Annotated in this window: 15 protein-coding genes and 1 tRNA gene; 8 read left to right on the forward strand and 8 right to left on the reverse strand. The window is 36.0% G+C overall.

From position 1 onward, the window contains the following. Window positions 1-50 precede the first annotated feature (50 nt). Complete coding sequence (locus AC07N0_RS03360; protein ID WP_494588115.1) at window positions 51-926, reverse strand: SDR family oxidoreductase; 876 nt, start codon at window positions 924-926, stop codon at window positions 51-53. A 159-nt stretch (window positions 927-1,085) separates the two neighbouring features. On the opposite strand from AC07N0_RS03360, the gene AC07N0_RS03365 reads away from it, so the two are divergent. Next, entirely contained in the window at window positions 1,086-1,451 is a 366-nt protein-coding gene (locus AC07N0_RS03365) for a winged helix-turn-helix transcriptional regulator (protein WP_494588117.1), read from the forward strand. 149 nt (window positions 1,452-1,600) lie between these two features. On the opposite strand, the gene AC07N0_RS03370 is transcribed toward AC07N0_RS03365, so the two are convergent. The 4 genes from AC07N0_RS03370 to AC07N0_RS03385 form a co-directional block, all read right to left on the reverse strand. After that, the gene (locus AC07N0_RS03370; RefSeq protein ID WP_494588118.1) at window positions 1,601-2,443 is read right to left on the reverse strand and encodes a sialate O-acetylesterase; all 843 of its coding nucleotides are present in this window, start codon (window positions 2,441-2,443) and stop codon (window positions 1,601-1,603) included. 295 nt (window positions 2,444-2,738) lie between these two features. Beyond that, a complete protein-coding gene (locus AC07N0_RS03375) occupies window positions 2,739-4,454 on the reverse strand; it encodes a GMC oxidoreductase (RefSeq protein WP_494588119.1) in 1,716 nt (571 codons plus the stop codon). 81 nt (window positions 4,455-4,535) lie between these two features. Beyond that, the gene (locus AC07N0_RS03380) at window positions 4,536-5,057 is read right to left on the reverse strand and encodes a gluconate 2-dehydrogenase subunit 3 family protein (RefSeq protein ID WP_494588120.1); all 522 of its coding nucleotides are present in this window, start codon (window positions 5,055-5,057) and stop codon (window positions 4,536-4,538) included. 379 nt (window positions 5,058-5,436) lie between these two features. Next, entirely contained in the window at window positions 5,437-6,645 is a 1,209-nt protein-coding gene (locus tag AC07N0_RS03385) for a 4-hydroxy-3-methylbut-2-enyl diphosphate reductase (RefSeq protein WP_494588399.1), read from the reverse strand. 249 nt (window positions 6,646-6,894) lie between these two features. Between AC07N0_RS03385 and AC07N0_RS03390 the strand changes: the two genes are divergently transcribed. Further along, window positions 6,895-7,374, forward strand: coding sequence for a flavin reductase family protein (locus tag AC07N0_RS03390; protein ID WP_494588121.1), 480 nt, complete (start codon window positions 6,895-6,897; stop codon window positions 7,372-7,374). A gap of 154 nt (window positions 7,375-7,528) precedes the next feature. On the opposite strand, the gene prmA is transcribed toward AC07N0_RS03390, so the two are convergent. After that, window positions 7,529-8,362, reverse strand: coding sequence for a 50S ribosomal protein L11 methyltransferase (gene prmA, locus AC07N0_RS03395; protein ID WP_494588122.1), 834 nt, complete (start codon window positions 8,360-8,362; stop codon window positions 7,529-7,531). A 104-nt stretch (window positions 8,363-8,466) separates the two neighbouring features. After that, window positions 8,467-8,539 (reverse strand) — tRNA-Phe (locus tag AC07N0_RS03400). 263 nt (window positions 8,540-8,802) lie between these two features. On the opposite strand from AC07N0_RS03400, the gene AC07N0_RS03405 reads away from it, so the two are divergent. The 6 genes from AC07N0_RS03405 (at window position 8,803) to rlmN (ending at window position 14,889) form a co-directional block, all read left to right on the forward strand. After that, on the forward strand, window positions 8,803-10,131 hold the full coding sequence (locus AC07N0_RS03405) for a 4Fe-4S dicluster domain-containing protein (protein WP_494588123.1): 1,329 nt from the start codon (window positions 8,803-8,805) through the stop codon (window positions 10,129-10,131). Window positions 10,132-10,210: 79 nt separating this feature from the next. After that, the gene (locus AC07N0_RS03410; RefSeq protein ID WP_494588124.1) at window positions 10,211-11,203 is read left to right on the forward strand and encodes an alpha/beta hydrolase; all 993 of its coding nucleotides are present in this window, start codon (window positions 10,211-10,213) and stop codon (window positions 11,201-11,203) included. A gap of 76 nt (window positions 11,204-11,279) precedes the next feature. After that, entirely contained in the window at window positions 11,280-12,155 is an 876-nt protein-coding gene (locus tag AC07N0_RS03415; RefSeq protein ID WP_494588125.1) for a sterol desaturase family protein, read from the forward strand. A 16-nt stretch (window positions 12,156-12,171) separates the two neighbouring features. Continuing rightward, window positions 12,172-12,603: a PBECR3 domain-containing polyvalent protein gene (locus AC07N0_RS03420; RefSeq protein ID WP_494588126.1), complete on the forward strand. Its 432-nt coding sequence runs from the start codon at window positions 12,172-12,174 to the stop codon at window positions 12,601-12,603. 143 nt (window positions 12,604-12,746) lie between these two features. Next, the gene (locus AC07N0_RS03425) at window positions 12,747-13,559 is read left to right on the forward strand and encodes a (Fe-S)-binding protein (protein WP_494588127.1); all 813 of its coding nucleotides are present in this window, start codon (window positions 12,747-12,749) and stop codon (window positions 13,557-13,559) included. Between the two features lie 250 nt (window positions 13,560-13,809). Beyond that, complete coding sequence (gene rlmN, locus AC07N0_RS03430) at window positions 13,810-14,889, forward strand: dual-specificity RNA methyltransferase RlmN (protein WP_323251401.1); 1,080 nt, start codon at window positions 13,810-13,812, stop codon at window positions 14,887-14,889. On the opposite strand, the gene AC07N0_RS03435 is transcribed toward rlmN, so the two are convergent. Then, a complete protein-coding gene (locus AC07N0_RS03435) occupies window positions 14,879-15,373 on the reverse strand; it encodes a DUF456 domain-containing protein (protein ID WP_494588128.1) in 495 nt (164 codons plus the stop codon). The two genes, rlmN and AC07N0_RS03435, sit on opposite strands and share 11 nt — an antisense overlap. Window positions 15,374-15,435: the final 62 nt, after the last annotated feature.

Genomic DNA, 15,435 nt, shown 5'->3' on the forward strand with positions numbered 1-15,435 from the left:
TTTGTATTAAAGCATCAATTTTCAAATTAACACATTTTCAAATCTTCAAATTACTTGCTATAAACTCCCTTCAAGAAAGTTTCAACATCTAATGGGGTTCTGCCTAATAAATCTGCTAAATCAGAACTTACTTCATCAAACTCACCCTCTTTCATTGCTCCACTAAAGCCAGCAAATAAACCAATATATTGTGCTGGAACACATGCATCAGTAAGTGTTTTTGAAAACTCTTCTACACTTGGGGAAACATAAACTATTTGCTTGCCTGTTATTTCTGAAATGATATTGGCAATGTCTTGATACGAATAAGTTTTTGCACCCGTAATTTCATAGGTCTTATTCTCATATCCTTCACTAGTTAAAATATTTGCTCCTGCTTCTGCCATATCTTCACGCCAAGCAAAAGCGGTTTTTCCATCACCAGCTGGTTGATAAATCACTCCTGTTTCAAGTACTTGCTCGCCTACAAACATTGGCAATAGGTCGGTATACAAACCATGTTTCAGAATGGTATAAGTAAGCCCCGATGCTTTTAACCATTCTTCCGTTTTTAGGTGTCCTTCTGCCACAAAAGCAATTGGCGAAGTAGCTGTTTCGTTTTTACGTTGGAAACTAGTATACACAATATGTTTCACGCCTGCTTCTGTAGCTGCTTTTACTACATTTTCATGCTGAGGAAGACGGTTGAAAATATCATTTCCTGACACAAAATATAATTTATCAATCCCTGAGAAAGCAGCAACCAATGAATCATAATTGTTATAATCGCCAACGATGATATTTACACCTTTATTTTTTAAGTCTTCAACTTTGGCAGCATCTCTTACCAATACTGAAATGTTCGAAGCCTCTGTTTTTGTTAATAAAGATTTTACTACTGCACCGCCTAACCCACCTGTTACTCCTGTTACTAATATCTTGCTCATTTTTTTAATTGTTTATTTTTAAAGTCTTATTGCATACTAAAAGTAATTAAGTTACTTTTGGAGAGTAAAAGTAGTTTCTCTTTAATAACAAATCAAGAAGGCACTAAAAAGTTAGGCACTTACTTCAAAGTAATTATTACTGATAATCAACACATTAGCATGGAAAAAATAATAGATAATTTTACAATTTCAGCCAATTGTCCTGTAAGGAATGTGCTGGACAGATTTGGCGACAAGTGGTCGATACTTATCTTGATTGTTTTAGGACAAAACGGTACAATGCGTTTTAACGAAATCAATAAAACAATAGGAGATATTTCACAAAAAATGCTGACTGTCACCTTAAGGACTTTAGAGGCCGATGGACTGATATCAAGACAGGTATTTCCTGAGATTCCGCCTAAGGTAGAATATCAATTGACTCATTTAGGCTTTAGCCTTGTTCCGCATATTAATAATTTAGCTACATGGGCAAACGAGAATATTGTAGAAATTAAGAATTCTAGAGAGAAGTTTAAAGTGTAATGGCGTCATAAACAAATTACTCCACACAAAATGCGTGGAGTAAATCTACACTACAACAAATTTATGAATCGTTAATTCCCTTTGTTTAGAAGAAGGGGATTAATTTCTTGTTTTATCGACCTTTCTGATAAGATACCAGTAGAAGAAACTTAATGTTGAATCAATGTAAGCATTTTAGTTGCGTATCTTTTACCTAATTCGCGATAACCTGCCGCATTAAAATGTAGATTATCGGTAGTATCTGTACATCCTGCAGAAGAAATAACATGAGCATTTGGAATAGTTTGCGGTAACATAGCAATGATTTTGTTCATACTAGCACAAATGCCTCCTTGGTCTGCATTAACTGTTTCTCCAGCCAGCAGTGGTACCTCCTCTGCTTTTAGATGAAGGTCATTCATAAGGTTATCATACACTATCTTTACTTTTTTAGTCCAAAGAGTATCGTTTGTGTTGGATTCTCCTTGATGCAACAATATACCTTTAATAACGCCATCCTTCTGTGCTAATTTGGCCATTTCCACCAAACGACCATACGGATTTCCGTCGTATTCTTTTATCATATTTTTCATCCAAGACGGGGCAGTACTGGTATAGGTTTCAAAATGGTCTTTATCGAATAATTCGATTTTACAACCGCCTATCGCAACATTGATAATACCCACCTTTACATTTTCAGGGAGGTTTTCAATCATCGTTCTACCAAAATAATCTCCAGGAGTAATTCCTGTACGACAACGACATAAAGGAGGAATGGCAGTATACCATTGTCCTTTGCTCCTGCCCAAGTTAGGACAGTCAACAGCTTCCATTACTTGAAAGCGAGGGTTAACGTTAATGGTGTCTTGGGCTTCAACAGGGGCATTTCCTTCCATATTCGACTGCCCGAAACTTAAGTAAATATGAAAGTTGGTATCTTGACCTAAAGCGGTAATACACGACGATAAAAAGAAGCTTAGTAGTAATGCGTACTTAAAAGGATTTTGTTTCATGGTTATTATTAAAATGCTATCAATATTTAAGGATATAAAGTAAGCCATTTAGTTTTTGTTTCATTAGCACATTTTAACATATATGTATCGAAAATGTTCAATCCCTTCTAAACAAAAGATAATTTTATAGCATTATAGCTTGGAATTAGCTTTGAGTTATAAGCTTTCAGCCTTGAGCTTTTTATTTGCCGATATATTTTATTAACTGAAAAAGGGTAAGCATCAAATTCGATGCTTACCCTTTTTCAGTTTTATTCTTTCTTAAATCTCAAAGCTAATAGCTCATTACTCAACGCTATAAAGTTCCTTTTCTCATTTCTTTTACAGCATAATCAACAGAGCGAGCCGTCATTGCCATATACGTAAGCGATGGGTTTTGTGTGGATGTTGATGTCATAGAAGCACCATCTGTTACGAATACATTTTTACAGCTATGAATCGCATTCCATTTATTCAAGATAGATGTCTTAGGGTCTTTGCCCATTCTTGCACCACCCATTTCGTGAATATCTAAGCCCGGCGTACGGTTTGAATCATTCGTTCTGATATTAGTGAATCCAGCTTTAGTGTACATTTCTGTGAATTGTTCAAAGAAATCTTTCACCATCTTGCGGTCGTTATCATCATAATCAACTGAAATTCTCAGTTGAGGAATTCCCCAAGGGTCTACTTTTGCTTTATCCAAAGCTACATAATTACTTTCCTTCGGAATAGTTTCGCCCATCATGTGCGAGCCAACACTCCATACATTATTATACTGAGGTTTTAATAAAGCTTTTTTCAAATCCTCTCCTAAGCCACTTCTATCATCGTGCTGATAATGCCCAGCCGAGAACCCAGCCGCATAACCCCGCAAGAAATCTGTCTCTTGTTTTTCTACGTTTCTGAAACGAGGAACATAAGCTGAATTTGGTTTACGTCCATCAGTTGTGCTATCTAGGAACCCTTCGTAATCAGCATTGATGGTTGCTGTATAATTATGGAAGGCTACATATTTTCCTAATAATCCACTATCATTTCCTAATCCGTTCGGGAAACGATGTGACGTAGAATTCAACAATACCAAGTTTGAATTTAACGCTGCCGCATTGACAAAAATAATACGTGCATAAAACTCCATCATTTGCTTTGTAGTAGCATCAATTACCCTTACGCCTGTAGCCTTGCCTTTTTTCTCATCATAAATGATTGAATGCACCACTGAATTCGGACGCAATGTTAGTTTCCCTGTCTTAGCAGCCCAAGGCAACGTAGATGAATTACTACTGAAATAACCTCCATAAGGACAGCCACGCTCACAAATCGTTCTGCTCTGGCATTGTGCTCGTCCTTGGTCGTAATGGACTTGTTTAGGTGATGTAAGGTGCGCACAACGTCCAGTAATAATATGACGGTCTTTGTAGTTTTTAGCTACTTGTTCTTTAAAGTATTTTTCAACACAGTTTAATTCATGTGGTGCTAAAAATTCGCCGTCTGGCAAACTAGGCACATTATCTTTATTGCCTGAAATTCCAGCAAATTTTTCTACATAACTATACCATGGAGCAATGTCTGCATAGCGTATTGGCCAATCTACCGCGAAGCCGTCACGGGCAGGCCCTTGAAAATCGTATTCAGACCAACGCTGTGTTTGACGAGCCCATAACAACGATTTTCCGCCAGTTTGGTAGCCACGAATCCAATCGAAGGGTTTTTCTTGTACATAAGGATGTTCGGCATCTTTTACAAAAAACTGTTCTGTACCTTCATAAAATGCATAACATTTACTGACGATTGGATTAGCATCTTTTACATCTTTATTAATACGTCCGTGGTGTTCAAATTCCCAAGGTTGCATCAACGTTGTTGGATAGTCAATTACGTGTTTTACGTCTCTACCACGTTCTAATACTAACGTACGTAATCCTTTTCCTGTAAGTTCTTTAGCAGCCCAGCCACCACTTATTCCTGAACCAATCACGATAGCATCGTAAGTTTGGTTCTTTATAGCATCTATATTTAAATTGGACATAATCTTTTTAAAATAAAATTTGAGAGTAGTAATAATTAATACGGCAACAGATTGCTTATACTTTTAAGCTAAATTTTGATACTATTTTTTAATCGGTACACATCCGTGATAACGTCCCGGAACCATTTCAAAAATTCTTAGATTAGTCATCACATATTCAGAAACCAAGTATCCATCAATTGTAAGCCCTTTTACTAATTGAATAAACCCTTTGTCATCACTATTTTGTGAGGTACTCATTTTCTTTAGAATATCTAATTTTTGTTTTGAATCAATTTCCACAAAAGTTTTAGCATACTCTTTTTTTGATAATTCATCTACAGAAACAAGTCCTTTTGCAAAAATATCTTGCGACTTTTTATCATAGCAGTCTGCTACCATTTTCAAGATAAATTTATCTGCACCAAGCTCTTTTGCACCAGGTGTATCTGTTTTAGGAATAATAGTCTCTACGATTTCTGCCAATAAAGCCTCTTTGGTATAGCTAATCTTGAAAGTATTATTTTGAAGTGATTCTTTACTCCAAGCATTTGCCCACGCTGGTAAAACGATTGTTCCACCAATCGTAAGGGCCAAGTTTTTGATTGCCGAACGTCTTTGCATTATGTTAAGGTTAATTTATGAATACAAATAAAAGATTTTTTACCCGAGGGATTAGGCTGAGTTATGTGGTTTTATTACTTGTAAAATTCATCTTAGAGAAAGAGATTTTCAATAGCTTATAGCTTGAATTTATCATCTACCCTTTTCAAAATAAAAATCAAGGCTTTAAGTTACAATATATTACTTTATTTTAGGTCAAACCTATATCTTATAAAGATAGCTTTACGTAAATAATGCCTATTTATTGTAAAACAGTTTAACCTTATAAATTTCCCATAGAATAAGGGTAATAAAAGATAGGAAGAGGAGAGATAAGCTAAATGTATGTTGAGTAATGTGTTTTGTTGAATCGTGATAATATCACAATTCAACAAAAATATTAGCCTATAACAGGCTGTGCATCAGGGAAAAATGAGTGTAATTTCAATAAAATAGATTCAACCACTGCATCAGGGCATGACGCTCCGCAAGTAAGCATAATCGTTACTTGTTCTTTTTTGGGTAAAAAATCACTGGTATGTTTTTCAGTTTTTGAGTGTAAATCAAAATGACTGATGATATTTTCTGTTAGTATTTTATCGGCAGAAGAAATAAAATAAGTAGGTAGCTTTTGTTCACAAAGCTCTACTAGATGTGAGGTATTGGATGAATTATACCCACCCGCTACTATTACTAAATCAGCATCTTCTTTCAATAATCCATACGTAGCACTTTGATTATCATTGGTTGCATAACAAAGGGTATCACGGGTATCTGCGAAATAGGCTGTTACATCGTTCCCTTCAATATTATGTTTTTGAACCATCATTTGCTTTAAATAATCTGCAATACCCTGCGTATCAGAAGCTAACATAGTCGTTTGGTTTACCACACCGATTCTTTGTAAATCTTTAGTAACATCAAACCCTTCTGAAAACTGACCTTTAAATTCTTCATAAAATTGTTCTGAAGCTTTTTCGCCAGTAATGTATTTTGCTAATTCAATGGTTTGTTTCATGTCTTTTACGACGATTGTAGCAGCATTTTCTTTGGCATGCGAGAATGTAGCTCTGGTTTCTTCATGAGTTGGCTTGCCATGTACTACTATCGTATAATCTTTTTGTCCTATGGCGGTAGCACGGTTCCACACTTTCTCTACAAAAGGGCAAGTAGTATCATATTGATAAGCATTGATGCCTATGTCAGAAAGCTGTTGTTGTATTTCAACGGTAGTGCCAAAAGCAGGTACAATGACTACATCATCCGAAGTCAGTTCAGCCCACGGTATCAGTTGTCTACCCGAAGTATCCATGATAAAACTAACTCCTCTACTCAATAAATCAGCATTTACATCAGGATTATGAATCATCTCTGATAATAGAAAAATTCTTTTATCAGGGTTTTCTTCTATCGTTCTGTATGCTATCTCAACGGCATTTTCTACACCATAACAAAAGCCAAAATGCCTAGAAATCAAGAACTTTACGGAGCCATAGTCTAAGACTGTTGGTGTAAAGTCTTTTTTGAGTTTATCTTGAACACGGCGTTTCTCCTTGATACCGCCGATGATAGTACTCTTGTATAGATCAGGAATCTGAAATGATTTCATTTTCTTCATTTTTCTTCGGGCATCTCCTTCTGAAGGAGCCTCCACCCGAAACAGTTCAATATCAGAAGAATTACTAATTACCTCCATCTCTTTAAACAACTTTTTTGATTAACAGTTTTCAAAGTTACACGAAAAGTGTAAAATCAGGCTAAATAATTATTAGTAATTGCGCAATCGGTTACTAAAGTAAAAGTTTTATTTCTTTCTAATGATCTGTTTTGTAATTTAAAAATTTCATAAAAATTGAACATGGGTAAATCTTTATTAAAATACAAAAATTATGATGTGCATGCTATCACAACTGTTTCTCCATTAGGAAAAATAAATGCCAACATTGCCACTTGGGTCATGCAAAGTGCTATGCAGGGGAAGTTTATTACAGTGGCTTTATACAAAACGGACTATACCATCGAATTGGTACGAGAAAGTATGATACTGAATGTAAATCTTTTAGCGAAAGACCAAGCCAAAAAGCTAATTACGAAACTTGGCAGGAAAAGCGGCAGGACTTCTAACAAATTTGTAAACTTGCCTTTTGAGATAGACGAAAGGGGTTGCCCCTACCTTACGGAAGCCATAGGTTATGTACAATGTAGATGTGTGGGAAATATAGATTCTGGTGACCATGAATTATTTGTCTGTGAAGTATTAACACAAAAGGTTCTGAATCCAGATAAAGAGGTGTTAACGAATGATTATTTGAGGGTAGAGGGATTGGTGAGGGGGTAAATGGCTATCGGATTTCGGCTGTCAGCTATCGGATTGGGGTATTATAAAAACATTTAAAAAACAAAACGGCAACCCTGAAGATTGCCGCTACATTTTATCTTATAATTACATACATCTCAAAACCGAAATTCGATAGCTGACGGCCGAAAGCCAATTATTTTCTTTCAAAAATGACAGCAGCCCAATTGTTTTTATTTTCAGTATGTGTTTTTATTAGACCAGCTTCTCTCGCTACGCTTTCTATGTCTTCAATATCATGTTGATAAAAACCACTTACAATCAATTTTGAAGGGGCAGGTTTCATAAACTCTACATATTTTGGAATATCACGCATCAAGATATTTCGGTTGATGTTTGCCAAAATAATATCGTACTGGTCAGCTGGTTCATCTTCAATGGTACCTTGACGAATCACGATGTTATCACAATCGTTCAATCCAACATTCTCACGCGAATTCTCGGCAGCCCATTCTTCAATATCAAAACCTGCTACTTCCGAAGCCCCTAATTTTGAAGCAAAAATGGCTAATATCCCTGTTCCACAACCTACATCCAATACCTTTTTTCCTTGATGGTCTATCTCCATTTGTAAACTCAACACCATCGAAGTAGTTTCATGATGCCCTGTTCCGAAAGACATTTTAGGATTAATCAACAACTCGTATTGAATAGTTGGGTCAGGCTCATGGAAATTCGCACGTACTCTCACACGACCGTTTGCTGCTAAGATAGGCTCATAGTTTTTCTCCCATTCCTCATTCCAGTTCTTTTTTTCTAAAGTCAAATAGCTATAACTAATAGGAGTCATCGCTAAATATCGCTCCATAATTTCATCCAGTTGCTCTTCTGAAAACAAATCTTCTGTAATATAGGCGTTCAAACCCTCTGCTTCTTCGGTAAAAGTTTCGTAGCCAATTTCACCTAGCTCAGCCATGAAAATATCCGAAAATTCTGGGTTGATGTTTAGTTTTACTTCTATGTAGTTCATGTCGAGCTGGAAAAATATGTTAAAGAAAATTATTAAACCGTATTTCAGAAAAAAAATCGTACAATAAAAAACCCCTCAAACGTAACGTCTAAGGGGTTTTTTTGTGGTAAAGGGCGGACTCGAACCGCCGACACACGGATTTTCAGTCCGATGCTCTACCAACTGAGCTACTTCACCTGAATCCCGCCTGTGTTTCGGGACTGCAAAGGTAGGAAACTTTTTTTTAGCACCAAACATTTTCTAAAAATAATTTCAAAAATTTTAAAATTATTTTTCAAATAGTATGCTTGCATAACAAATAGAAAAACCACATCTTTGTAACACACAATTAATTCAGTAAATTGTTAAAAAAAATCGCCAGATTATCTTTAAAATCATCAAAAAGAGGTTCTGATACATTTTAATATTAAGTAAGCTAAGCAGGCTTATTTTTCTGAACTATGCAAATCATTCAACAAATTCTCTTTGTAGCAGCTTTCGGTTTGGCAGCTTATTTTATTTCAAAACGCATACAAACCATTAAAAAGACCATTCAATTGGGCAAAGCTGAAGACCGTTCTGATAATCCTTCCGAGCGATTAATGACGATGTTACGCATTGCTTTCGGACAAAAGAAAATGTTTGACCGCCCCCTGGTCGGTATTATGCACTTTGTCATTTATGCTGGTTTCTTATTGATTAATGTGGAAGTGCTAGAAATTGTGTTAGATGGTATTCTAGGTACCCACCGTTTGTTTGCACCAGTTTTAGGAAGCCTCTATCCTATCTTGATTAATTTCTTTGAAATATTGGCTTTCGGCGTACTGTCGGTTTGTATCATCTTTTTAATCCGTAGAAATATTACTAAAGTAGAACGTCTGCAAGCTACTCGCCACCGTGAACTCAATGGCTTTCCTGTAATCGATGCCAATAATATCCTATTTGCCGAAATTATATTAATGACTGCCCTCCTCAGTATGAATGCTGTAGATAGTATTTTACAAGAACGTGGCAACGAGCATTATCATCAAGTAGGCTCTTTTGTAATTAGCTCTTTCTTGAAACCAATCTTTACAAACTGGAACGAAACAGCCCTCATTGTTTATGAGCGCATTGCTTGGTGGTTGCATATTCTGGGTATTCTGGCCTTTGCTTTGTATGTTACTTACTCTAAACATTTACATATTTTTCTGGCGTTTCCGAATACTTACTTCTCGAATTTGAAACCTAAAGGTGAAATGGTCAATATGCCAGAAGTGACTAAGGAGGTTCAGATTATGTTAGGCTTAACACAACCTGATGCTGAGGCTAGTACAGAAATTGCTCGTTTTGGAGCAAAAGACATCAAAGATTTGTCTTGGAAAAACTTGATGGATGCTTATTCATGCACAGAATGTGGTCGCTGTACTTCTGCTTGTCCTGCTAACATTACAGGCAAAGCTTTGTCTCCTCGTAAAATCATGATGGATACCCGCGACCGTCTGGAGGAAGTAGGTAGAAACCTATCGGTAAATGGGGGAATCTTTGTAGAAGATGGCAAGGCTTTGTACGGAGATTATATTTCTTCAGAGGAATTACGAGCTTGTACCACTTGTAATGCTTGTGTGCAAGAATGCCCTATTAATATTTCGCCTTTAGATATTATCCTGCAATTACGTCGATACCAAATCATGGAGGAATCTAGTGCGCCTGCTTCTTGGAATGCTATGTTTTCTAACTTAGAAACTAACCAAGCTCCTTGGAAATTTTCTCCTTCAGATAGATTCAATTGGGCGAATGAAATAAAATAAGATGTAGGATGAATAAAGAAATCTTTGAAGATAAATATTATTCTGTTGCTAATAAACACGCTAATTTTCTCTAAAAGTCATGAAGGCATTAAAAGTAATTATTACCCTTTTGATATTGCTTACAATCGGCTATTTCCTCGGACCAAAGCCAGATGCTCCAATCATCAAGGTAGCTTACGATTTTAATTTACCTAATTCGCTAACCGACTTAGAAACTAAAATCAATACTGATGAAAAAGCCGTTGTAGGCATTCGTCCTGATTGTCAAGCCAGAATTATTTGGGCTGATACTGCCAAAAAAGTAAAAACTAAACTAGCCATCGTATATGTGCATGGTTTTTCGGCAAGTCAAGAAGAAGGCGACCCTGTTCATACTAATTTGGCAAAAAGATATGGTGCTAATTTATATTTAGCTCGTTTAGCTGGACATGGTATCGATTTGGGCGATTCTACTATGAAAAATGTCATGGCAGATGATTTTATTCAATCAGCCGAAGAAGCATTAGCCATTGGCAAAAAACTGGGAGATGAAGTAATTGTGGTAGGAACGTCTTTTGGTGGAGCTTTGACATTGTATTTGGCTTCGCAACATCCCGAGATTAAATCAATTGTGATATATTCTCCTTGTATCAAAATTTTTGACGATAATGCTGAGTTGCTGGATAATCATTGGGGGCGGGCTTTGGCAAAGTTAGTCACAGGTTCTGAAATACGAGATTTCCCTCCGCACAACCCTATTCATGGCAGATATTGGAGCACGCATTATCATATCAATGGTGTAATTGCTTTGCAAAATTTCTTGACGAACATCATGACGCCAGAAACTTTTAAGAAAGTAAAATGCCCAACTTTTATGGGATATTATTACAAAAACGAAGAAGAACAGGACAAAGTGGTCTCTGTACCTGCTATGTTAAAAATGTATGACGAATTGGGCGTTCCGGCCAACGAAAAACAAAAAGTAGTTTTTCCGAATGCGGGCAATCATGTGATTGGCTCTTATGTTTTATCGAAAGACTATCAGACTGTACAGCAAAAAACTGAAGTATTTTTAGATAAGGTTTTGAAGTAAAGGCTTTGAGCAATCAGATTTCGACTGTCAGTCATTTTCAAATTTAGCTCATTTTCAAATTTTCAAATTAATTACAATGGCACCGAATCTTATTTTATACGCTGTTCCGTTTTTTGTATTGACTGTCATTATTGAGGCAATTTTTATTACACGCGAACAAAAAGATTATTTAGAAGCCAAAGATTCATTTACTTCTATGGCTTTGGGAATTGGTAATTTATTGAGCGGACTGATTTCTAAAACGGCTATCGCTTTTATCTTTTTGTATTTATACGACAATTTTCGGGTATTTACTTTAGATGGCTCTGTTTGGTGGATGTGGGTTTTGGCATTTTTTGCTGACGATTTTAGCTACTATTGGTTTCATCGAGAAGCACATCTAATTCGGTACTTTTGGGCTTCGCATAAAGTGCATCATTCTTCTGAAAAATATAATCTGGCAACGGCGCTTCGTCAAACTTGGACAGGCAATATTTCTGGCTCATTTATTTTTTATTTATGGATGCCTATTGTAGGCTTTCATCCAATAGTCATCGTGATTATGCAACAAATCAGTTTGTTGTATCAATATTGGATTCATACTGAAACTATTGGAAAAATGTGGAGACCCTTTGAATTTATCTTCAATACTCCTTCGCACCATCGGGTACATCATGGCTCGGATGTGAAATATTTAGATAAAAACTATGCAGGTATTCTAATTATCTGGGATAGAATGTTCGGCACTTTTATAGAAGAAGAGGAACGACCTACTTATGGACTGACGACCAATTTAAAAACTTATAATCCCGTAAAAATCGCCTTTAGCGAATGGGTAGATATTAGTAAAGATGTTTGGAAAGCAGGTTCATTAAAAAATGCTTTTCATTACGTTTTTGCTCCTCCAGGCTGGAGCCATGATGGTTCTAGAAAAACGGCGAAGCAAATGCAGGAAGAAATAAATAATAAATAAACACTTATTAATAATAATGGATTTAAGCGAGATTCTAACCTTAGCAAAAACTGATACTGAGAACAAAAACAAGGTTTTAATTATAGGAGAAATAACCAATGAACTATCAAATATTTTAACACAACAATCTGGAATTCAACTAACTAATTATCGATTTTCTATTGATGTATATGCGATAAAACATATTATTAAGAATCACGGAATTCCAGAAATTGAAATACCTAAAGGCCAAGTAGCTATTACAGATGCTGATTTTAACCTAATTCCAGAAATTTTACAAAATCCTGATTTAGTTTTCTATGATGGTCAAAATAAATTAGGGAAAGATGTTTTTCAATTTCAGAAAATAATTGGAGATAAATATGTGATAATTAAAGAGGTAAGAACAGGGAAAAAACAATTAGCTTTAAATTCCATGCGTATAATAAAAAAGAACCATCATTTCTGACAGTTCCTTTTAAAAACAACGAGCGAGTGCCTAAAATTAATTTTATCCCTCCTCCTAACGTCCTAAACGTTTTTGTTCATTACAAAGATAATAAATAAAACATGATTTGTCCAGTGAAATAACGAAGAAAAATCAATAAAGAAATGTTAAAAGAAATAGAATATAAAGTGCCTACAATGGCTGATATGATGAGTACTGGCGAAACCCCTGAAATATTATTTTGGGTAGGTTGTGCAGGTTCTTTTGATGACCGTTATAAAAAAGTCACCATTGCATTTACTAAAATACTTAATCATGTAGGTATAAAATTTGCCGTTCTCGGCACAGAAGAATCTTGCACTGGCGACCCTGCACGTAGAGCTGGCAACGAGTTTCTATTTCAAATGCAAGCCACCATGAATATTCAGGTATTAGACGGATATGGCGTAAAAAAAATCGTAACGGCTTGTCCTCATTGCTTTAATACCTTAAAAAATGAATACCCTGCTTTAGGTGGAAACTATGAAGTAATTCACCATGCTACTTTTTTACAACAACTGATTGATGCAGGCAAAGTAAAGGTACAAGGTGGGGGCGAATTCAATGTCGGAGTGCCGACCAGACGTAAAATTACTTACCATGATTCTTGTTATTTAGGTCGTGCCAATGATATTTATGAAGCTCCGCGGTCGTTATTAGAAGCTTTGGATGCAGATTTGGTGGAAATGAAACGTTGCAAAACCAAAGGTTTATGCTGTGGTGCTGGCGGAGGACAAATGTTTAAAGAACCAGAAAAAGGCAAAAAGGACATTAATGTAGAACGCATTGAAGACGCTTTAGCTACAGGAGCAACTACAATCGCCGTAGCTTGTCCATTCTGTATGGTAATGATGTCGGACGGTGTAAAAAACAAAGAAAAAGAAGATTCTGTGAAAGTATATGATTTGGCTGAATTGTTATTGGAGGGGATGAAATAAGAAATTATTTTCTGAATTACTGACTTCATTGATGGAATGAATTGAAATCATGCCATCAATAGTTTTAAAGCTACAATATTCAACTTTATAAACATTTGATTATCAATATCATACCAACATCTTGGTTTGATTTAATTTTATCCTTAACTTTGCAAAAATAACCTAAAGAGTAAAGACGCCAATCTTTGCTCTTTTTTTGTCGATATAAAATAATCTTACTTGACATTTGAAAGCTAAGATTGCCAAATACATGGAAACAGTAAAAATCACCAAAAAAGATATACGTAAACTATCGCTCGCTCAAATCAAAGACTTTTTGACTGAGCATGGCGAACAAGGATTCAGGGCTAAACAGATTTATGAGTGGCTTTGGAAAAAATCAGTGTTGACTTTCGAAGAAATGACTAACCTTTCTAAGAAAACGCGTGAACTGTTAGAAAATAACTTTGACATCAGAGCAGTTAAAGTATCTGAAAAACAGGTAAGTTCAGACAGAACTATCAAATCGTCTTTTGAATTATTCGACCATAATTTAGTAGAAGGCGTGTTGATTCCTGCTGACGATAGAATGACGGCCTGTGTGTCGTCACAAGTAGGCTGTTCACTAACCTGTAAATTTTGTGCTACAGGTTATATGGATAGAAAGCGTAACCTTGATCCTGCCGAAATATATGACCAAGTAGTATTGATTCGTGACCAAGCAGAATCGCATTATCAAACTCCCCTTACAAATATTGTGTATATGGGTATGGGCGAGCCTTTGCTGAATTATGCTAATGTATTGTCATCTATCAACTATATTACTTCGCCAGAAGGCCTAGGAATGTCGCCAAAACGCATAACGGTTTCAACGGCGGGTATTGCTAAGATGATTACCAAATTGGGTGATGATGAAGTAAAATTCAATTTGGCTCTTTCACTTCACGCAGCTAATGATGTAAAGCGCAATGAGATTATGCCTATCAACGAATCGAACACACTTGAAGCGTTGAAGGATTCTTTATTGCATTTTTACAAGAAAACAGGCAGTAGAATTACGCTTGAATACATTCTTTTCTATCGCTTTAATGATAGTTTACAAGATGCTAAAGAGCTTTGGGAGTTTGCCAGACAGTTTCCTTGTAAAATCAATATTATTGAATATAATCCCATTGCAGAAGCAAATTATACCAATACCGACCCACAGACATTATCCAAATTTGCTCAGTTTTTAGAAAGTAAAAACATGGTAGTAAACGTGCGTCGCTCAAGAGGAAAAGATATTGATGCTGCCTGTGGACAATTGGCAGGAAAGAAACCGCCAGTAGTAAAAGAGGAAGTTACAGCATAATCATAAAGTATTCAACAATGGCGATGATGGCAAACACCAGCATAGCTAAACAAAGAATTACTTTTCCAACCATACCAGCAATAAGCCCTAAAAATGAGCCAACAGCCGCTTTTAGGGCTTTTTCAGGTGTTGCTTTTCCAACAATCTCCCCTAAAAATGCTCCCAAAAAAGCTCCAATAAATAAGCCAAAGCCTGGAATAACGAATAAGCCTACTAATAGGCCAATCATTGAACCCCACGAACCGTACTTAGTCCCACCAAACTTTTTTGTTCCCCAAATAGGTGCATAATAATCGAAAATACTGATGCCGATGGTAACCAACGTAAAGAAAGTCAGGGTTTTCTTATCAAAATCCACATATTTGGAATAATGTAACATAAATAAGCCTATCAAGCTGAGGGGTGGCCCTGGCAATGGTAACACTGCACCTGCCAAACCTACTAAAAGGCATATTATTGAACCAATCAAGAGAACTACATCCATTTAGTTTTGAGTGATGAGTTGTGAGCAGTTTACCATATTGGCTCAAAATTGATATACAGTAC

Source organism: Arcicella sp. GW821-FHT09D11, from assembly GCF_059416265.1.